The organism is Campylobacter sp. CS_NA3 (assembly GCF_027797495.1).
Taxonomy (GTDB): domain Bacteria; phylum Campylobacterota; class Campylobacteria; order Campylobacterales; family Campylobacteraceae; genus Campylobacter_B.
In genome coordinates this window covers 1,021,845-1,040,857 of the sequence record NZ_CP115609.1, presented here as the reverse complement: position 1 = coordinate 1,040,857, position 19,013 = coordinate 1,021,845, and the positions used below count along the sequence as shown (strand labels likewise).

17 protein-coding genes are annotated in these 19,013 nt (G+C 34.7%); 13 read left to right on the top strand and 4 right to left on the bottom strand.

Annotated elements, in window-relative coordinates; translation table 11 throughout:
• Positions 1-8: 8 nt before the first annotated feature.
• The 4 genes from PF026_RS05150 (at position 9) to fusA (ending at position 6,070) form a co-directional block, all read left to right on the top strand.
• Positions 9-2,927 carry an ATP-dependent DNA helicase gene (locus PF026_RS05150; RefSeq protein WP_270863492.1) on the top strand — a complete coding sequence of 973 codons (2,919 nt, stop codon included), beginning with the start codon at positions 9-11 and terminating at the stop codon, positions 2,925-2,927.
• Positions 2,928-3,064: 137 nt separating this feature from the next.
• On the top strand, positions 3,065-3,439 hold the full coding sequence (rpsL, locus tag PF026_RS05145; protein WP_270859212.1) for a 30S ribosomal protein S12: 375 nt from the start codon (positions 3,065-3,067) through the stop codon (positions 3,437-3,439).
• 74 nt (positions 3,440-3,513) lie between these two features.
• Positions 3,514-3,984, top strand: coding sequence for a 30S ribosomal protein S7 (gene rpsG, locus PF026_RS05140; RefSeq protein WP_270859211.1), 471 nt, complete (start codon positions 3,514-3,516; stop codon positions 3,982-3,984).
• A gap of 10 nt (positions 3,985-3,994) precedes the next feature.
• Positions 3,995-6,070, top strand: a complete 2,076-nt coding sequence (fusA, locus tag PF026_RS05135) for an elongation factor G (RefSeq protein ID WP_270863491.1) — start codon at positions 3,995-3,997, stop codon at positions 6,068-6,070.
• Between the two features lie 128 nt (positions 6,071-6,198).
• Here the strand turns inward: fusA and PF026_RS05130 are convergent, their stop codons facing one another.
• The gene (locus PF026_RS05130; RefSeq protein WP_270863490.1) at positions 6,199-6,666 is read right to left on the bottom strand and encodes a hypothetical protein; all 468 of its coding nucleotides are present in this window, start codon (positions 6,664-6,666) and stop codon (positions 6,199-6,201) included.
• A gap of 211 nt (positions 6,667-6,877) precedes the next feature.
• On the opposite strand from PF026_RS05130, the gene PF026_RS05125 reads away from it, so the two are divergent.
• Positions 6,878-7,408, top strand: a complete 531-nt coding sequence (locus PF026_RS05125) for a hypothetical protein (RefSeq protein WP_270863489.1) — start codon at positions 6,878-6,880, stop codon at positions 7,406-7,408.
• A gap of 45 nt (positions 7,409-7,453) precedes the next feature.
• Here the strand turns inward: PF026_RS05125 and dnaJ are convergent, their stop codons facing one another.
• The gene (gene dnaJ / locus PF026_RS05120; protein ID WP_270863488.1) at positions 7,454-8,548 is read right to left on the bottom strand and encodes a molecular chaperone DnaJ; all 1,095 of its coding nucleotides are present in this window, start codon (positions 8,546-8,548) and stop codon (positions 7,454-7,456) included.
• 122 nt (positions 8,549-8,670) lie between these two features.
• On the opposite strand from dnaJ, the gene PF026_RS05115 reads away from it, so the two are divergent.
• Genes PF026_RS05115 through recR form a run of 3 tightly spaced genes read left to right on the top strand, consistent with a single transcriptional unit; the run spans position 8,671 to position 11,164 of the window.
• Positions 8,671-9,345, top strand: a complete 675-nt coding sequence (locus PF026_RS05115; RefSeq protein ID WP_270860694.1) for a response regulator transcription factor — start codon at positions 8,671-8,673, stop codon at positions 9,343-9,345.
• Positions 9,342-10,577 (top strand): ArsS family sensor histidine kinase, encoded by a 1,236-nt coding sequence (locus PF026_RS05110; protein WP_270863487.1) that lies wholly within the window; start codon positions 9,342-9,344, stop codon positions 10,575-10,577. Before PF026_RS05115 ends, PF026_RS05110 begins: the two co-directional genes overlap by 4 nt.
• A gap of 11 nt (positions 10,578-10,588) precedes the next feature.
• The gene (recR, locus tag PF026_RS05105; protein ID WP_270860696.1) at positions 10,589-11,164 is read left to right on the top strand and encodes a recombination mediator RecR; all 576 of its coding nucleotides are present in this window, start codon (positions 10,589-10,591) and stop codon (positions 11,162-11,164) included.
• A 58-nt stretch (positions 11,165-11,222) separates the two neighbouring features.
• On the opposite strand, the gene PF026_RS05100 is transcribed toward recR, so the two are convergent.
• Positions 11,223-12,428, bottom strand: coding sequence for a multiheme c-type cytochrome (locus PF026_RS05100; protein ID WP_270863486.1), 1,206 nt, complete (start codon positions 12,426-12,428; stop codon positions 11,223-11,225).
• Positions 12,429-12,570: 142 nt separating this feature from the next.
• Positions 12,571-13,980: a multiheme c-type cytochrome gene (locus tag PF026_RS05095; protein WP_270863485.1), complete on the bottom strand. Its 1,410-nt coding sequence runs from the start codon at positions 13,978-13,980 to the stop codon at positions 12,571-12,573.
• A gap of 187 nt (positions 13,981-14,167) precedes the next feature.
• Between PF026_RS05095 and murC the strand changes: the two genes are divergently transcribed.
• From murC to PF026_RS05070, 5 genes are all read left to right on the top strand, one after another.
• On the top strand, positions 14,168-15,475 hold the full coding sequence (murC, locus tag PF026_RS05090; protein WP_270863484.1) for a UDP-N-acetylmuramate--L-alanine ligase: 1,308 nt from the start codon (positions 14,168-14,170) through the stop codon (positions 15,473-15,475).
• Positions 15,476-15,515: 40 nt separating this feature from the next.
• Positions 15,516-15,872, top strand: coding sequence for a hypothetical protein (locus PF026_RS05085; RefSeq protein ID WP_270863483.1), 357 nt, complete (start codon positions 15,516-15,518; stop codon positions 15,870-15,872).
• Positions 15,869-18,076: an endonuclease MutS2 gene (locus PF026_RS05080; RefSeq protein WP_270863482.1), complete on the top strand. Its 2,208-nt coding sequence runs from the start codon at positions 15,869-15,871 to the stop codon at positions 18,074-18,076. The genes PF026_RS05085 and PF026_RS05080 overlap by 4 nt, the downstream gene beginning before the upstream one ends.
• A 108-nt stretch (positions 18,077-18,184) precedes the next feature.
• Positions 18,185-18,847 carry a class I SAM-dependent methyltransferase gene (locus PF026_RS05075; RefSeq protein ID WP_270863481.1) on the top strand — a complete coding sequence of 221 codons (663 nt, stop codon included), beginning with the start codon at positions 18,185-18,187 and terminating at the stop codon, positions 18,845-18,847.
• Positions 18,799-18,981 (top strand): hypothetical protein, encoded by a 183-nt coding sequence (locus PF026_RS05070; protein WP_270863480.1) that lies wholly within the window; start codon positions 18,799-18,801, stop codon positions 18,979-18,981. The genes PF026_RS05075 and PF026_RS05070 overlap by 49 nt, the downstream gene beginning before the upstream one ends.
• Positions 18,982-19,013: the final 32 nt, after the last annotated feature.

Here is a 19,013-nt window from a genome sequence, read left to right as displayed (position 1 = left end):
GATAAAATATGGAAAATTTAGAAAGAATTAATGCCGAGATTGAAAAATTAATCGATGAAAATTCATCGTCGCAAGATATTTTTTTAGAAAAAATGCGAGAACTTTTTGAAGTTTGTTTGAAACATATAACAGGCAAAGAATTTGACATAGATACTTTTTATGAAACCTTGCCTGTAAAATTGCAAAAAGATTTTAGATTTTTAAAGACACTTTATGTGTATTATTTTGGCAGTTATAAATATGATAAAAAATTTGATGAAGAAGATACGGACGCAACTGCAATAGAAGCAAATGCTTATGGCGAAAAAGATGAAAGCGATATTTCAGAAAATGAAGAAAACGAACAAGGCTTTTCCGCCGCGAGAATTTATCCGCAATTATTTGAATTTAAAAAAATAGTTAAAGAAAAATGCGGTATAAATATACTTGTAAATTTGGAAAAATTGGAACCAAAAATAAGTGCTAGTTCAAAAGAGTATTATAGGCAAATTTTAGAAAAATTAAATGCTAAAAACAACAATCAAGGCGAAGAAAGAGCATATTATATAACAAAAATAAAATCCATAATAATAGATAATGAAATAATTTATGAAATTTCGCTCATGGCAGCTAGAAATGAAGCTAATAAATTTAATAGATTTGTAGCTTTTAGTAGAAATAAAATCAATGACAACTATACTATAAAAGCCAAAATAAAAGCAGACAAGGTTAAAATAAAAACGAAAGATATGTTAGTATTTTTAATAACAGAATCCAAAACGGCTATAAGACCTTGCGAGTTTGAAAATTTTTCTTCAATTTTTCACGAAAATTTAAAAGGTAAAATCGGAACAGAAATAGATAGAATAAACGCATATTTAGATGATTATGGCGTAAGTTTATTTGATATTGTAAAATTTAGTAATGAACGATATGCTGACTTTAAGGAAAAGATTAAATTTGGAAATACCAATAGACCTATTGCAACAGATTTTTTGGATAAGGTAATAGAGCCATGCAAATCATACATTGATAGCGATGTAGGAAAAGATTTGGTAAGATATTTGCTTTATATAATGAGAAATAATACTATAAAAGGGGCAACAAATAGAGCAAAGGGCACAAAACAAGATGATTATACGCTAAGAAAAGATGATATAAAGAGTAAATTACTTTTAAGCACTGGATGTTTTCCTTTTACATTGGCTCCGTTTTGTATGAATCCTCCTGGTCAAGGGAGCAAAACTAGGCTTATAGATTTACTTCAATGTTTAAATCCAAAAGGCAGAGAGGATGAGTTTTTATATAATCGCTTAAATGAAAATACGGAAGCTTTTGAAAAACTTTATACCGATGAAAAATATTTGCAAGAATTCAAAGATTTTGATTTATCTATATTAAAAAATCGTTTTAATAATAAAAAGATTACTACTAAACAATTTAATAAAAAAATTACTATACAATTAAGCAATTATGGTAACAAATATTTCATACGAAACCATGAAGATACTATAATCAAAATAATAGAAGAATTACAAAATTTAGTAAAAAATGATGGTGTAGAAAACTATAAAAACGAAGCTGAAAAATGGTTAAAAGGCGAATCGATTGATGACCCACAAAAAGTAGAAGTTATAGAAAATTTATTTGCTAAATCAAAAATTGCTTTTATTTATGGGGCGGCAGGAACCGGAAAAAGCACCCTTATGGAGTATATCTCTCAATTTCACAAAAATGAAAGTCAGATATTTTTAGCCCATACTGGCTCTGCTACTCAAAATTTAAGAGATAAAATTACAAAGGCAAAAGAAAAAGGCAAAGCAATGACTATTGCGTCCTTTTTGGCAGAAAGAAAAGAACAAGAACCGTTTTATGATACGCACTATGATATAATCTTTATCGATGAATGTAGTATGGTTAGCAATAAGGATATGCTTGATTTTTTAAATAAAGCAAATTTTGATAAATTGGTTTTAGTCGGCGATAATTATCAAATAGACGCTATACAATATGGTTCTTGGTTTAATATGGTTAAAATTTTCTTACCACAACCAAAATCAGATATTCGTTGTCAATTTGAGTTAAAAACTCCTTATCGGGCGGCAAATGAAAAATTATTGGAATTTTATAACCTTGTAAGAGAAGCTAAAACAGATAAAAATATAAAAGATAAAGTATTAGATAAATTTAAGAACGATATGGAAGTAAAAAATAAAAAGGAAAATTTAAAAAAAGAAGGCGTGTATTTTTACGATTTAGATAAAGAACGAGAAAATATATTTAACAAAAATGATGATGACGAAATTATACTTTGTCTAAATTACGATGGACTTGATGGTATAAATAATATGAATATGTTTTTGCAAGATACAAAGAATACAAATAAAGCTTTTGAAATAGGCGTGTTAAGATATAAGATTGGAGACCCTATTGTTTTTACAAGTGCCAATCGTTTCTATCCGTTATACAATAATTTAAAAGGAAAAATAGTTAATATTGTCAAAGATGATTCAAAATTGATTTTTGAAATAGAGGTGGAAAGAACTTTCGAGGGAATAGAAGAAGGTGCTGAAATTGTCGATGGCTTGACATTGGTCAAAAAAATCGATGAAAAATCATCTATAATTAAATTTGCCGAAGAAATAAATCAAAATACGGATGATGATATTGATGTGGGGGATATACCTTTTGCCTTAGCTTATGCAGTATCAATCCATAAGTCGCAAGGTTTGGAATATAAAAGCGTAAAGGTAATTATAACAGATGAAGCTAGAAGTGTAATTTCTCATAATATTTTTTACACTGCTATTACAAGGGCAAAAGAGTGCTTGGAAATTTATTGTTCATATGAAACTTTGAAATATATCAGTGATAACTTTTCTAGGGAAAATACCAAATCCGATGCAGCAATTTTAATAAATAATAATCAATTGAAGTTTTGTTATTAATCTGAGTAAATAAAGGTTGCAATATTTTGCAACCTTTATTTATAAATTTTCCCTTATATTCAACCATTTTTAAGTAATTTTTTTGTAAAATCAATCTCTTTTTTATTTAATAAATTTTTTGATGAAAGGAATTTACTGTGCCAACCATAAATCAATTGGTCAGAAAAGAGCGCAAAAAAGTAACTGTAAAGTCAAAATCACCTGCGCTAAAAGAGTGTCCTCAAAGACGCGGAGTTTGCACCAGAGTTTATACAACAACTCCTAAAAAACCAAACTCAGCTTTGAGAAAAGTTGCCAAAGTAAGGCTAACAAGCGGTTTTGAAGTCATCAGCTATATTGGCGGTGAAGGTCATAACCTACAAGAACACAGCATTGTTCTAGTTCGCGGCGGTCGTGTAAAAGACTTACCGGGTGTTAAATATCACATTGTTCGTGGTGCGCTTGATACCGCAGGTGTCGCAAAAAGAACAGTTTCTAGATCTAAATACGGTGCTAAACGCCCTAAAAAATAGTTTAGCTAAGACAGATTTAACCCTTAGTTTTGGTTAAATTTGAGTAAAATTTTCAAATTTGAAGGAATAATAAAATGAGAAGAAGAAAAGCTCCCGTAAGGGAAGTTATGCCTGACCCAATTTATGGCAACAAAGTAATCACTAAATTTATTAATTCACTTATGTATGACGGCAAAAAAAGCGTTGCGACTGAGATTATGTATGGTGCGCTTGATTTAATCGACAAAAAAGGCGGCGAAGCCAAAGGTATCGATGTTTTCAACGACGCTATCGAAAATGTAAAACCACTTATGGAAGTTAAATCTCGTCGTGTGGGTGGTGCAACTTATCAAGTTCCAATCGAAGTTCGCCCAGCTCGCCAACAAGCTTTGGCAATCCGCTGGATCATCACTTTTGCTAGAAAAAGAAGCGAAAGAACTATGATTGAGCGTTTAGCTTACGAGCTACTTGATGCAGCGAATTCAAAAGGTTCTTCATTTAAGAAAAAAGAAGATACTTACAAAATGGCAGAAGCTAATAAAGCATTTGCTCACTATCGCTGGTAAGGAGTAAATCATGGCAAGAAAAACTCCTTTAAACCGAGTTAGAAATATCGGTATCGCTGCTCATATCGACGCTGGTAAAACAACAACAAGCGAAAGAATTCTATTTTTCACAGGTATGAGCCACAAAATCGGCGAGGTGCATGAGGGTGCTGCTACTATGGACTGGATGGAGCAAGAGCGAGAAAGAGGTATTACTATTACTTCTGCTGCGACTACTTGCTTTTGGAACGATCACCAAATCAACCTAATCGACACCCCGGGACACGTTGATTTTACTATCGAAGTTGAACGCTCTATGCGTGTTTTAGACGGCGCTGTTTCTGTATTTTGTTCAGTCGGCGGTGTTCAACCACAAAGTGAAACCGTTTGGCGACAAGCAAACAAATATCATGTTCCAAGAATCGTTTTTGTAAATAAAATGGACCGCGTAGGTGCAAATTTTTACAATGTTGAAGCTCAAATCAAAAACAGACTAAAAGCAAATCCTGTTCCGATTCAAATTCCAATCGGTGCAGAAGATACTTTTAAAGGCGTAGTTGATTTAGTAACTATGAAAGCTCTTACTTGGGACGACGCAAAAGGTCCAAGTGCGCCAGAAGTAGGCGAAATTCCAGCTGAACTAAAAGACAAAGCAGAAGAATATAGAAGCAAACTAGTTGAAGCAGTTGCCGAAACTGATGAAGCTTTAATGGAAAAATATTTCAACGGCGAAGAGCTTAGCATTGAAGAGATCAAAAAAGGCATCAAAAAAGGTTGTTTAGAGCTTAGCATTATCCCTATGATGTGCGGAACTGCGTTTAAAAACAAAGGCGTTCAACCATTGCTTGATGCTGTTGTTGATTATTTACCTGCACCTGATGAAGTTCCTGCGATTCGCGGCGAATACGAAGACGGAAGCGAAACAGAAGTTTTATCTACTGATGACGGAGCGTTTGCAGGTCTTGGATTTAAGATTATGACTGACCCGTTTGTAGGACAGCTAACTTTCGTTCGTGTTTATCGTGGTGTGCTAGAAAGCGGTAGCTATGTTTATAACACAGGTAAAAACAAAAAAGAGCGTATCGGTCGTTTGCTACGAATGCACTCAAACAAAAGAGAAGAGATTAAAGAGCTTTACGCAGGTGAAATCGGCGCTATCGTAGGTCTTAAAGACACTCTTACAGGCGATACACTAGCAGATGAAAAAGATAAGGTAATCCTAGAACGCATGGAATTCCCTGATCCTGTTATTAGCGTTGCTGTTGAACCAAAAACAAAAGCAGACCAAGAAAAAATGGGTATCGCACTTCAAAAACTTGCACAAGAAGATCCAAGCTTCCGCGTGGCAACTGATGAAGAAAGCGGTCAAACTATCATCTCAGGTATGGGCGAACTTCACCTTGAAATCATCGTCGATAGAATGCTTAGAGAATTCAAAGTTGAAGCAGAAGTAGGACAACCGCAAGTTGCTTACCGCGAAACTATTCGCAAAACTATCGAACAAGAATACAAATACGCAAAACAATCAGGCGGTCGCGGTCAATACGGACATGTTTTCTTGCGCTTAGAGCCAAAAGAGCCGGGCAGCGGATATGAATTTGTAAATGACATCAAAGGTGGTGCTATTCCAAAAGAATATATCCCTGCTGTTGATAAAGGTTGCCAAGAAGCTATGCAAAACGGCGTTTTGGCGGGTTATCCTGTCGAAGATGTCAAAGTTACCGTTTATGACGGAAGCTTCCACGAAGTCGATAGCTCTGAAATGGCGTTTAAACTAGCTGCTTCAATGGGCTTTAAAGAAGGCGCTAGAAAAGCAGGTGCTGTAATTTTAGAGCCTATGATGAAAGTCGAAGTAGAAACCCCAGAAGAGTATATGGGCGATGTTATCGGCGATTTAAATAAACGACGCGGTCAAGTAAATAATATGAGCGAACGCGGCGGAAATAAAATCATCGACGCATTTTGTCCGCTTTCAGAGATGTTTGGTTACTCTACTGACCTTAGAAGCCAAACACAAGGTCGTGCGACTTATTCTATGGAATTTGACCACTACGATGAAGTTCCAAAAAATGTAAGCGAAGAAATTATTAAAAAACGAAACGGCTAATTTTAGCTAGTTTTAATACTTTTTAAGCGAAGAATTCGGCAAGTTTGCTAAATTCTTCGCTTTTTTTATGCTTTAATTTTTGCTTTTAATTAAATTTAGATTATTTGTATATTGCATATTTTTTTAATTTAAATTCCATAACATTGATTGCCAGATAGACAAAATATGCTAAAAAATCTAACACCTATCTTTCTTTTAACTAACATATTAAAAGTATCTCCATTAAAAGGAGTGCCAGACACCTGTGTCCATATAATATCTTTACGATAAATTACTATTTCATCGAAAAAATATTTTTTTATTATAATTCTATCTTTGTATGATTTGACATATTGAAATAATATAGTCGCAAAAAAACCATACAATGAAAAAATAAATATAACAATAAGTATAAAAAGCACAAACCATGACATAGACACAATTTGTGCTATTCCAAAAAATATACTTATTAATATCATAAAGCCTGAAAAACTTATAAAGCCAGTTACTACTGAAAAAAACAAAACCATAAATGGATTTCTCTTGTCTATAACGGCATACGGCTGTTCGTTGCTTGTTGAATTTACATTTTCATCTAAATTTTGATTATTTTCCAACTTTTATCCTTTTTGAAAAGTCTATTATAACAAAAAAATAATAATAGTAAATGAGATTGTTTTAGCGTAGGGTGGGCATCCTTGCCTACCACAAGGTTACCGAATTTTTTCGGTGTGCAAGGATGCCCGCCCTACAATAAAGTTTTTTACAAATTTGTAAATTTAAACAAAAAATCGCTAAAATTTACAGAATTTTTTAAAAGGAAAAATAATGAGTTTTAAGTTTAACGAAGCCAAAATATCGGACTTAGATAGCGTTTTAAAGCCATTTAGTAGCGTAGGAAAAGAGTGGATGCTAGTTAGCGCAGGAACAAGCGAAAAGTATCCGCTTTATAACACAATGACCGCTTCATGGGGCGGTTTTGGCTATTTGTGGGAAAAGCCGGTGGCGCATATTTACATCCGTCCGCAACGCCACACCTTTAAATTTAGCGAAGAGAACGAATTTATGAGCCTTTCGTTTTTTGGCGGTGGTCAGAAAAAGGCTCTTGGGTATTGTGGAAAAATAAGCGGGAAAGACGAAGACAAGGCGAAAAATATCGGCTTAAATGCAGTTTTGTTAGAACGGGACTTAATCGGTTTTGAAGAAGCAAATTTGATACTAAAATGCAAAAAGCTTTATACAAGCTACCTTGAAGAAAAGAATTTTTTAAGCGATGAAATACCGAATTTTTGGTATCAAAACAAGGATTTTCACAGAGTTTATATTTGTGAGATTATGGGATTTTACACAAAAGAATAAAATTGTAAATTCGGCAAATTTTACATTTAAATTTGCCGAATTTTTCTACTTAAACCAGCTTTTGATTTTATCAAAAAAGCTTTCGCCGTTGTCTTTTTCGAAGCTCTCTTGAAGCTCTTTTAAAAGCTCGGTTTGTCGCTCGTTTAGTTTTTTTGGCGTTTGGACTGAGATTTGCACTATCAAGCGACCTTTTTGCTTGGTTCGGATATTTTCCACGCCTTCGTTTTCGATGATGAATTGCTCTTTGTCTTTGGTGCCGACTTTGAGTTTAAGCTCGGTTTTTCCGCTTGTCGTAGGCACTTCGATAGTCTCGCCCAGTATCGCCTGAGTGAAAAACACAGGCACTTCGATATACAAATCATCGCCTTCTCGCACGAAATGTTTATCTTCTTTTACGCGAATATTTACATACAAATCGCCTTTTTCGCCCGTTTTTGAGATATTTCCTTTCTCTGCAAGGCGAATTTTTAAGCCCGTATCAACGCCTTTTGGTATGTCAAATTTGACCTCTATGCTCTCTTCAACAAAACCTTGTCCGTGGCAATCAGAGCATTTGTTTTTGACGATTTCGCCACTGCCCGAGCAGTGCGGACAAGTTTGGATATAGCTCATAAAACCTTGACGCCTTGCGAATTTACCGCTTCCGCCACAATGCGAACAACTCTCTTTTTTCTTATCTTTTGAGCCTGTTGCGTCGCAAGTTTCACATGGTTTTTTGATTTTATATTTTAACTCTTTGCTTACGCCAAAAACGGCTTCTTTGAAGCTTAAAGTTACGATAGTTTCGGTATCTAGCGGGTATGGATCTACGCTTTTTTGGCGTCTAGCGCCACTAAATCCGCCACCGCCGAAAAATGACTCAAAAATATCGCCTAAATTTATATCTTCAAAACCGCCGCTAAATCCGCCAAAACCTGCGTTATTTACGCCTTCTTTGCCGTATCTATCATACATTCTGCGTTTGTTTTCATCGCTTAAAACTTGATAGGCTTCGTTGATTTCTTTAAATTTTTCTTCGGCTTCTTTGTCGCCTTGATTGCGATCGGGGTGGTATTTAAGAGCTAGTTTTCTATAAGCTTTTTTGATTTCGTCAGAATTTGCTTCTCTTGTGATTTCTAAAATTTCATAATAATCAGCCAATTTTTAACTCCGCTTTGATTTTAATAAAACGCTTATTTTACCTAAATTACTTGAAAACTCAATAAATTTTTAACTAATTTTCTGTATAATGTGCTACCAAAATTTTTAACAAAGGATAAATTATGGTAAATGTTTTGATGATTGAAGATGATTCTGAGTTTGCAACGCTACTATCTGAGTATTTAAGCAAATTTAATATTAAAGTTACAAACTACGAAGATCCGTATTTAGGGCTTAGTGCGGGGATTAAAAATTTTGATTTATTGATTTTGGATTTGACATTGCCGGGCATTGACGGACTTGAAGTTTGCAAAGAAATTCGCGAAAAATATGATATTCCGATTATCATAAGTTCTGCTAGAAGCGATGTTAGCGATAGAGTCGTAGGACTTCAAATCGGTGCTGATGATTATATGCCAAAGCCGTATGATCCAAAAGAAATGCACGCAAGGATTATGAGCCTAATCCGCCGTTACCGAAAAACAAATGCCGAAAAAGAAGAAGTCGTCGCTGATAGCGTATTTAGAATCGATGAAAAAAGGCATGAAATTTACTTTGAAGATGAAGCTTTAACGCTAACTCCGGCTGAATATGAAATTTTAGAATACCTAATCAAACAACACAGCTTTTCAGTTTCAAGAGAACAGCTTGTTTATAACTGCAAAAGCCTAAAAGATAAGGATTCAAAAAGCCTTGATGTCATCATCGGAAGACTTCGCACGAAAATCGGTGATAGCTCGAAAAATCCGAAATACATCTTTTCAGTTCGTGGAATAGGTTATAAACTTATCGGATGAAACACTCTTTAACTACCAAAATAACGATATTTTTCGTTATTGCGTTGATGCTTGTTTGTGTGCTTTTTATAACCTTTGGCAGAATTCAGATGAATAAAGCCTTATCTCGTATGCAAGCAAATCAAATCAACGCAATCAACTATCTTTTGGAGCTTTATGATCGTTCAATCCCACCGCAAGACATACAACAATATTTTAAAAATTTCGGTCTTGAACTGGTAAAAGATAAAAATGTTATGGTAAATATCATCACAAGCGGAGAAAAAGTTTTTGCTCAAAAAACGCCGCTTGGAGAGTTTGAGTCGATTCGGTATAATGATTCGCTTTTTTTAAATATCAAAAATGAATCTTTTGCGATCGCGTTTGAGAGCTTGGGAACTAAGAATTTAAACGATCCGTTGTGGATAGGTTTTTTGATAGTCATTTCTGTTTTGATTTCACTTTATCTTTCGATGATTCGCAGTTTTACCCCACTTAAAAAACTTAATCGAAATATTCAACGCTTCGCAAGTGGTGATATGGAGATAAAAATTTTAGACAAGCCACGCCAAGATGAAATAGGGCAGGTTGCAATCGAATTTGATAACGCAGTTAGTAAAATTCAAGAGCTAATTCGCTCTCGCCAACTTTTTTTGCGAACCATTATGCATGAGCTTAAAACGCCAATCGGCAAAGGTCGCATAATATCAGAAATGATAGAAGATGAAACGCAAAAATCAAGGCTAGTTGGGGTTTTTGAGCGGCTTGAAATTTTGATAAATGAATTTGCAAAAATCGAACAACTGCTTTCGCGAAATTATTCATTAAATTATCAAGAGTGCCATTTTAGCTTGATTTTAGAGCAAGTTAAAGACATAGCAATGCTCGATAACTGGGACGAAAAAGTCGAAGTTAAGATGAATAGCGATGATATTGTAAATGTCGATTTTCAGCTATTTTCTTTGGCTTTGAAAAATTTAATCGATAATGCGCTTAAATATTCGGATAATAAAAGGGCATTAGTTGTTTGCGATAAAAACCGAATTTGCGTTAGCAATCAAGGAAATGCGCTTTCAAAATCGTTTGAATATTATAAACAAGCTTTTATCCGAAACAAAGGCGAAAAAACAAGTGGAATGGGGCTTGGGCTTTATATCGTGGATAAAATTTGCGAAATGCATAAGTTTAAATTTGATTACAATTACAGCGACGGACGGCACTTTTTTTGCCTAAATTTAAATAAAAATGATTAAAAGATGAGTTTATGAAAAAAAATTTAGCACAAAAATTTGACGAGCTTGTCGCTTCTTTTGAAAAGCTTCCGGGCGTGGGTAAAAAATCAGCCTTAAAATATGCCTATTTTGTGGGAGTTGAAAACTCTTTTATGGGGCTAAATTTAGCTCACTGCATAGAAGAGGCAGTTAAAAATTTACGCCGTTGCGAAATTTGTGGCGGAATTTGCGAAAGCGAAATTTGCGAAGTTTGTGCCGATTTTGGCAGAAATAGAGATAAAATTTGCATAGTTGAAACGCCAAAAGATATTTTTATTTTTGAAAATAATAACATTTTTGACGGGCTTTATTTTGTGCTTGATGATGTAAATGAGCAAATTTTGGCCCGTCTTGAAAAAATGATCGATGAAAATGGCTCAGATGAGCTTATTTTTGCACTCACTCCAAGTGTGAATTCAGACGGCATTATGCTGTATATAGAAGATAAACTCAAACACAAAAGCATTAAATTTAGCAAAATCGCACAAGGAATTCCTACAAATGTCAGCCTTGAAAATGTCGATATGCTTTCGCTTATAAAGGCTATGAACGGACGGGTTGGAATTTAAATTTAAAATTCTCGGCAAATTGAAATGAATTTGCCGAGAATTAGAAGTTAAAGAGATTTTATTTTACACTAAATGTTTGTTCTGTGACATCATATCGTTTTGTAAATTCTTCGTTTTGAATTTGCAATACTTCTTGGAGTTGCGGCGCGATTACAAAATATCCAACGGAAACTTTTATAGCGGTTGTGCTATCAGGAATTTCTAGTGAAATTTCTCTTTTTTCATAAGGTTTTAGCCTTGTGTCTTCGCCTTTTGCTTTGGCTGCATACGAAAGCGTTTCATATAAAAGTGCATTTTTGTAAATTGCTCTCATATCTATATTTTTAGTTTGTAAAACTTCACCATCTTTTAAAAAATCTATATCAAGAACCAAGCTCCTACCGCTAAAACCGCTTGGAATTCCATGGCTTATCAAATTTTTTACAAAAAGTTTTACTTCATTTTGACTGACTTTTTCAAAGCTTAATTCGATAGCGTGTTTCAAAATATCACTATTTCGTGCGCCTTCAAAAAAGTGAGATTTTATCTCTCTTGGAACCATATTTTCTCGCTGCATATCAGGGGCTATAATTTCGGTTTTGCTATTTTTCATGTGGCAGTCTGTGCAAAGTTCTCTACTGCTTACAATTCGCATTTCTTCGCCTGTATTATAAAGCGAGTGCTCTGATTTAGTAGCTTGACCTTGATGACACGCTAAACACAAATCATTATTTTCTCTAAAAAATCTACGCTCTTCGCTTTTGTGAAAAATCGGCTCTTCATCTTTTAAATCATAAGGCCCTACGATTAAATCATCTTTTGTCCAATCAAATAGCTTATATCCGTTTTGAGTTTGATTATCGCGCATTTTGACATGTTCTACGCTGTGACAAACAAAACAGCTAATGCCGTTTTTGACACTTTCGCTTTCGATTTTATTATGTAAATTTTTTGTTTCATCAGTTTGAATTCCAAGCATAGAAGCAAGAGCGACATCATCGCTTATGTTTTTGGTTTCTAAGCGTGGATTATGACAAGTGCCGCAACTTACCAAAACTTGCTCATAAATTTGCTTTGTTTCCGTTGCGACTAGCTCAACAGTTTTTTTGTATAGCTCACTGGAATCTTCGTGCGATTTAGCATGGAGCGAAGTGGTCCAATCAGCATGTATATCGTCGTGACATCCAAGACAGTTTTGTGGATCAGCCATGATAGAAACTTCATCATCGGCAACTAAATTTGAACTAAAAAAGACCAAAATAAGCACCGCAAAGAACTTTTTCATTTGCAAACTCCCAAAATAAGGTGAATTTCCGTATGATATAATATTAATCTTAAAGTATCTTTAAATTTGCATTGTTTATAGTATTTTAGTGGTAAATTTGTGAATTTGGCGTTTAAGATATAATTTAAACGCCAAATTTAGGCTAATTTACCTTGAATTCTTTTGATATGACTTCGTAAGGTTTTGTATAAGTTTTGTCATCAATTTTTAAAATTTCTTGCAATTGTGGTGCTAAAATGTAATAACTTAAAGTTGCTTTTATACTATTTGTTTCATTTGGAATGCGAATATGAATTTCACGATTTTCTTTTGGCTTTAATCGTGTATCGCTTAATAGAGCTTTTGCTGAATACGATAGAGTTTCTGATCCAAATTTGCCTTCATAAGTAGCTCTGAAATCGATTGTTTCGGTTCTGATGACTTCATCTCCGTTTAAAAATAAAAGTTCTAAAACTAAGCTTCTGCCACTAAAACCGCTTGGCACCCCGTGTGGTATAGAATTTGAAACGATGATTTTAGCAGTGCTTGATGCTGTTTTTTCCATATTTATATCAATTATATCTTTTAGAATATTACTATTCCTAGCACCTGCAAAAAAGTGTGATTTTATATCGCGTTCGACCATATTATCTCTTTTGATTTGTGGGGCAAGTATTCCTTTTTTTATGTTTCCCATGTGGCAATCTACACATTTATCGTCTGTGCCGCTTGAATTTAGCTCTTCACCTGTGTTATACATAGAAAGTTCATTTTTAGTGGCTTGCCCTTGATGGCAAGATAGGCATAAATCGTTATTTTCTCTGAAAAAATCTCGTTTCCCAAAAGAGTGGAAAATCGTTTGTTGAGAGCTTAAATCATAAGGCCCTACTATCAAATTTCCTTTTGTCCAATTTAGCATTTGATAACCGACTGTTGTATAATTATCTCTATGATTTATACTATCGACATTGTGACAAATATAACAGCTTATTCCGCTTTTTATATGCTCAGCTTCTAGTGCATTTTTTAGCTCATTTTTCACTGTTGAATCTATATCAAGCATAATCGCAAGAGCCGCGCTTTCACTGACAAATTTCTTTTCTAGTTTTGGGTTGTGACAAGTTCCACAGCTTAATAAAACCTGCTCGCGAATTTGACGAGTTTGGCTACTTACAAGAGTGATAGCTTTTTCATAAAGCGGATTTAAATCTTCGTGTGATTTAGCATGAAGCGAAGTTTCCCAGTCGGCAAACTGCTCTTTATGACAAGCAAAACAAGCAATCGGATTCATTATGCTTCCATTGTCTGCTTCTGCTACGGCATCTGATGAAATCGTACCAGAAGTTGTCGATATTTCTGAGATAGATAATGTTTTTTCCGCAGGTTCTTCTGATACAATCTGTGTATCTGTGGCAGTGGAATCCGAAAGAGTTTGATCTTGTGACAGTGTTTCACTAGCCATAGTGGCATTTGTTTCGCTAAGTGTATTTTCACCATCTGTTTCTTGCGGGGTTTGTGCAAATGCACAACTTATAAGCAATGCTGAAAAAATTGTAGCAAATAAAGCTTTCATCGTATTTTCCTTATAATTTGTATTTTTGCGCTTTCATAAAATTTTGGGATTATATCTTTATTTTATTTAATTTTTGTTTAAAAACATTTAGAGAAAATAAAAAAATTATTTTTTCATTTCGTTATAAAATTTTTAGCCCAAATTTGGTAAAATCGCACAAAAATTTTTATAAATTTTAAGGATAAATTTGAAAAAAGTTCATTTTATAGGCATTGGCGGGATTGGAATTTCTGCTCTTGCTAAATTTCTACATGAAAAAAACTATGAAATCAGCGGTTCTGATATAAAAGAGAGTGAAACTATCGCCGAGCTTAGAGAGCAAGGTATGAAAATCAACACGCCTCACGATAAAAACGCGATTGAAAATCAAGATTTTGTCGTTTATAGTGCTGCGATAAAAGATGACAATGTCGAGCTAGTAGAAGCTAGAAACAAAGGCATTAAATGCCTTTCACGCAAGGAAACTCTGCCTTATATTTTGCGATTTAAGCGAGTTTTTGCGGTCGCAGGAGCGCACGGCAAAAGCACCACAAGTGCTATGCTTTCAAGCCTAATCGACGGAAGCGTCATCATCGGTGCAGTTTCAAAGCAATTTGGCTCAAATATGAAATACAGCAAAAGCGAAAATATTATTTTTGAAGCCGATGAGAGCGATAGCAGTTTTTTAAATTCAAACCCTTATCTAGCCGTCGTAACTAACGCAGAACCAGAACACATGGAGCATTACGATTTTGATATTGAAAAATTTCACGCAGCTTACAGGGGCTTTTTAGAAAGGGCGAAAATCCGCGTTATAAATGCAGAAGATGAGTTTTTAAAAACGCTAAAAATCGATTGCATAAAGCTATATCCTAGCCGCGATATAACAGAAGTCAAGCAGGTTATTAGGAATAACGAGCCGTATATGAGCTTTAATCTCAAAGAGCTTGGCAAATTCGAAGTTTGGGGGCTTGGTAAGCACATTGCCATTGACGCAAGTTTAGCGATACTAGCTGCAAATTGCGAAATAGGGCTTGAAGAGATTAGGGCAAATTTGCTAAATTTCAAAGGCATTAAAAAGCGATTTGACATTTTAACGGCAAGTAAGGATTTTGTTTTGATTGACGACTACGGACACCACCCAACCGAGATAGCTGCCACTTTACAAAGCGCAAAAGAGTATGCAAATTTGCTAGGCATTGGCAAGATTACGGCGATTTTCCAGCCACACAGATACACTCGCTTAAAGGCGAATTTGCAAGGTTTTAAAGAGTGTTTTAAAAATGTCGATGAGCTTGTTATTTTGCCTGTATATGCAGCAGGTGAAAGCGATAACGGGATAAATTTAAAAGACGAATTTAAAGCTTTAAATCCGCTTTTTGCCGAGAGAATTTCACGAAACGGCGATAGCATAGAATTTTACGATATTTTTGGCGTGAAACATATTTTAAATAGCGGTTTGGTTATCGGTTTTGGCGCAGGAGATATTTCGTATCAGTTGCGTGGCGAATTTTAGGGCGAATTTGATAAATTTAAATCGTTAAAAGGGGCAAATTTTGAGATTTGTAGTTTTTATTGTTGCGACACTTTTTATGATTTCGATTTTTTTGATTGACGATGAAAAATTAAGTAAAAAAGCGAAATTTATTATAACGGCTGTGATTGCGATTTTTGCGATATTTGCTTACTCTTTTGAAACTTTTACCCAAAGTAAAGCAAAGGATTTAAACGAGCTTTCTACGGCATTTAAACAAGGAAAAACGCTTATTTGCAGTGACGGCAAATCGCAAACGCAAGTAAATTTGCAAAATTTTGAATTTTCCTTCGCCACTAGCTCATTTATCGCAAAAAGGGACGCCCAGAACGAATTTAAAAATAAAACTTTTAACGCAAAAGACTGCACGATAAAATGAAAAATGATATTTTTTCTCGCCTTGATTTGAGCGAATATTTGGATAAATTTAACGCCTTTTTATCGCGTGAAAAACCACTATTTTTAGAAGGCGATAGCAAAATCAACTATGAAAAAATTTACGAATTTGCCAAATTTGACATCACGCTTTGCGAAAAAGTGGCAAATTTAGATGACGCTTTAATGCGAATCACCAAACATGCCGTGCTTCACATAAGCGAAATTTACGAGTTTGCTAAAATTATAAAATATTTTTTGTATCTTAAAAAACAGCCATTTAGCGGGAAACTAGCCGAGAGTTTGCTAAAAATCGAAATTCCTAGCGTGATTGTCGAAATTTCAGGTTATTTTGATAAAGACGGAAATTTCAAAGACAGCATTGATGAGCGATTTTCTGCGTTAAATGAAGCCTATAAAATCAAAAAAGAAGAGATAAATGCGGAGCTTAAAAGGCTAATTTATGCTAAATCAATAAGCCCATATTTAGTTGATACTCAAATTCACTACATCGGCGAGAGTGAAGCGCTTTTGGTGCGTGGCGGATTTAACCACGCGCTAAAAGGAAGCGTTATCGGGCGAAGTAGCGGCGGATATTTTTATGTAACGCCTGATAGCATTTCTAGGCTCAAATCAGCCCAAAGCGAGATTTTGGATAAAAAAGAAGAGCTTATTTTTGAACATTGCAAAGAAATTTCGCAAATTTTTAATAAAAATTATCTATTTTTAAAATTCATAAATCACGCATTTGACGGCTTTGACGGGCTTATCGCTAGGGCGATGATGATGAGAAATAATGATTTTGAGATAGTTTTAAACGATAGTTCAAAAGATATTATTTTGCGTGATTTTTCTCACCCGGCTCTAAAAAATCCAAAGCCCGTAAGTGCCAGTTTTACGGGCAAAGTTTTGCTGATTACCGGTGTTAATGCCGGCGGAAAAAGTATGCTTTTAAAATCGATTTTAAGTGCTTGTATTTTAAGCAAATATCTTTTGCCGATTAAAATCAACGCCCAGCACTCTAAAATCGGCAATTTCAAAGAATTTGAACTCATCATGGAAGATCCGCAAAGCGTGAAAAATGACATTTCGACTTTTGCAGGGCGAATGATGAGTTTTTCAAAGCTTTTTGGACGCAAAAATTTGCTTATCGGTGTCGATGAAATCGAGCTTGGAACCGATTTTGAAGAAGCAGCAAGTCTTTATAGCGTGATAATTTCAAATTTAATGCAAAATGACATAAAAATGGTCATCACAACGCACCACAAACGCCTTGCTATGTTACTAGCAAAAGATAAAAGCGTGGATCTGTGCGCAGCGCTTTATGATGAAAAAAACTCCGTCCCAAAATATGAGTTTTTAAAAGGCACGATTGGCAAGTCTTATGCTTTTGAGACTGCACTTAGATATGGCATAAATGCGAATTTGGTGAGCCTTGCAAAACAAACTTACGGCGAAGATAAAGAAAATCTAAATGAAGCCATTTCAAAGGCGATAAATTTGGAGTTAGAGCTAAAAACGGAGCTTGAAAAGGTAAGATTAAAAGAGCAAAAACTGGGTATCTTAACGCAAAGTTTAAAAGAGCAAAAAGAGCGCAACGATAGCGAATTTAGAGCGGTTTTAAATAAGCTTGAAAGGGAGTATTATTTCGCCATAGAAGAAGCCAAAAAAACGCTAAAACTAAACGATACAAAAGAGAAACAAAGAGCGATAAATAGGGCAAATGAGCTTAAAAATTCGGTTACGCTACCGCAAAGAGCTGACCCTGCACCGATAGAATTTAAAATCGGCGATAGAGTAAAATATGAAAAAATAAAAGGCGAAATTGTTGCGATGAGTAAAAACGATGCTACGATTGAAAGCGACGGAATTCGCCTTAGAGTGCCACTGAATTTGCTAAAACGAAGCGGAAACACACCGCCGCCAAAACCAAATTCGGTAAATATAAAAGTGCAAAAACCGCAAACGGCTTCTGTGGTGCTAGATCTGCACGGACTAAGAGCCGAAGAAGCCATTGAAAGGCTAGATAAATTCATCAGCCAAAGCCTTGTAATGGGCTTTGACGAAGTTATAGTCAAACACGGCATAGGCACGGGAAAACTAGCTTTTGCTGTAAAAGAATTTTTAAAATCGCACCCAAGTATAAAAGAATTTCGCGATGGAACCCCAAGCGAAGGTGGTTTTGGAAGCAAAATCGTGAGATTTTGATTTTTTAAATTTAAAATTTTTAATCCATAAATTTAATCTACAATTGTGTAAATTTTTGATAAAATATATCGTTATTAAAATTTAAAAAATCCCGTAAAAAGGATATTTATGCAAAATAAAATCGCAAATACGCTATTTATTCCGTTGATCGCAAGAATTCATGCAAGTAAAAATTTCAAGCAGTATTTTTACGATGAAACGGCGATGAAATTTGAAGATAAAATCCCGCAAAAATTCTTAAAAATTTCATCTGAATACGAGTCTTTGGCTTCTGCTGCAAGATACTATGAAACCGACATTATGATAAAGGATTTCATTGCTACACACGGCGTTTGCAATGTCGTAAATTTGGGCTGTGGCTTGGAGACTTTGGCTTTTCGTTTCGGCAAAAATGGGGCGAAATTTTACGGCGTTGATTTGGCAGAAGTTATCGAATTTAGGCAAAATTTGCTACCACAAAATGATAATGAAACTCTGATTTCATGCGATATGTTTGATATGAAATGGAGCGAAAATTTAGATAAAAATTTGCCTACGATTTTTGTCGCAAACGGCGTTTTTATGTATTTTTCCGAGAAAAAAATATTAAATTTAATCGTAAATTTAAAGGCAAATTTTAAAAATTCCGAACTCATTTTTGACGCTACGACAAAATTTGGCATAAGATGCGCGAATTTTTATGTAAGTAGATTTGGCAAAGATATGGCTAAAATGGAGTTTTCGTGCAAAACAGGGACGAATTTGCTAGTAAGTGCGAGTGTGAAATTTTAAGCAAAACGCCGTTTTTCGCCACTGCACGAAAAATGCTAAAAAATAAAACAAAACTCTCCACTCGCCTTACAATGGCGTTTGTGGATAAATTCAATCTAGCGTTTATTTTGAGATTAAATTTGCGAAAAAAATAAAAAAAGACGGGCAAAACACCCGTCAAATTAAA

Excerpts from the sequence above, each read along its gene's own strand:
- PF026_RS05150 (WP_270863492.1), top strand. The coding sequence starts at position 9 with ATGGAAAATTTAGAAAGAATTAATGCCGAGATTGAAAAATTAATCGAT.
- rpsG (WP_270859211.1), top strand. The coding sequence starts at position 3,514 with ATGAGAAGAAGAAAAGCTCCCGTAAGGGAAGTTATGCCTGACCCAATT.
- fusA (WP_270863491.1), top strand. The coding sequence starts at position 3,995 with ATGGCAAGAAAAACTCCTTTAAACCGAGTTAGAAATATCGGTATCGCT.
- PF026_RS05125 (WP_270863489.1), top strand. The coding sequence starts at position 6,878 with ATGAGTTTTAAGTTTAACGAAGCCAAAATATCGGACTTAGATAGCGTT.
- PF026_RS05115 (WP_270860694.1), top strand. The coding sequence starts at position 8,671 with ATGGTAAATGTTTTGATGATTGAAGATGATTCTGAGTTTGCAACGCTA.
- PF026_RS05110 (WP_270863487.1), top strand. The coding sequence starts at position 9,342 with ATGAAACACTCTTTAACTACCAAAATAACGATATTTTTCGTTATTGCG.
- recR (WP_270860696.1), top strand. The coding sequence starts at position 10,589 with ATGAAAAAAAATTTAGCACAAAAATTTGACGAGCTTGTCGCTTCTTTT.
- PF026_RS05100 (WP_270863486.1), bottom strand. The coding sequence starts at position 12,428 with ATGAAAAAGTTCTTTGCGGTGCTTATTTTGGTCTTTTTTAGTTCAAAT.
- PF026_RS05095 (WP_270863485.1), bottom strand. The coding sequence starts at position 13,980 with ATGAAAGCTTTATTTGCTACAATTTTTTCAGCATTGCTTATAAGTTGT.
- PF026_RS05080 (WP_270863482.1), top strand. The coding sequence starts at position 15,869 with ATGAAAAATGATATTTTTTCTCGCCTTGATTTGAGCGAATATTTGGAT.
- PF026_RS05075 (WP_270863481.1), top strand. The coding sequence starts at position 18,185 with ATGCAAAATAAAATCGCAAATACGCTATTTATTCCGTTGATCGCAAGA.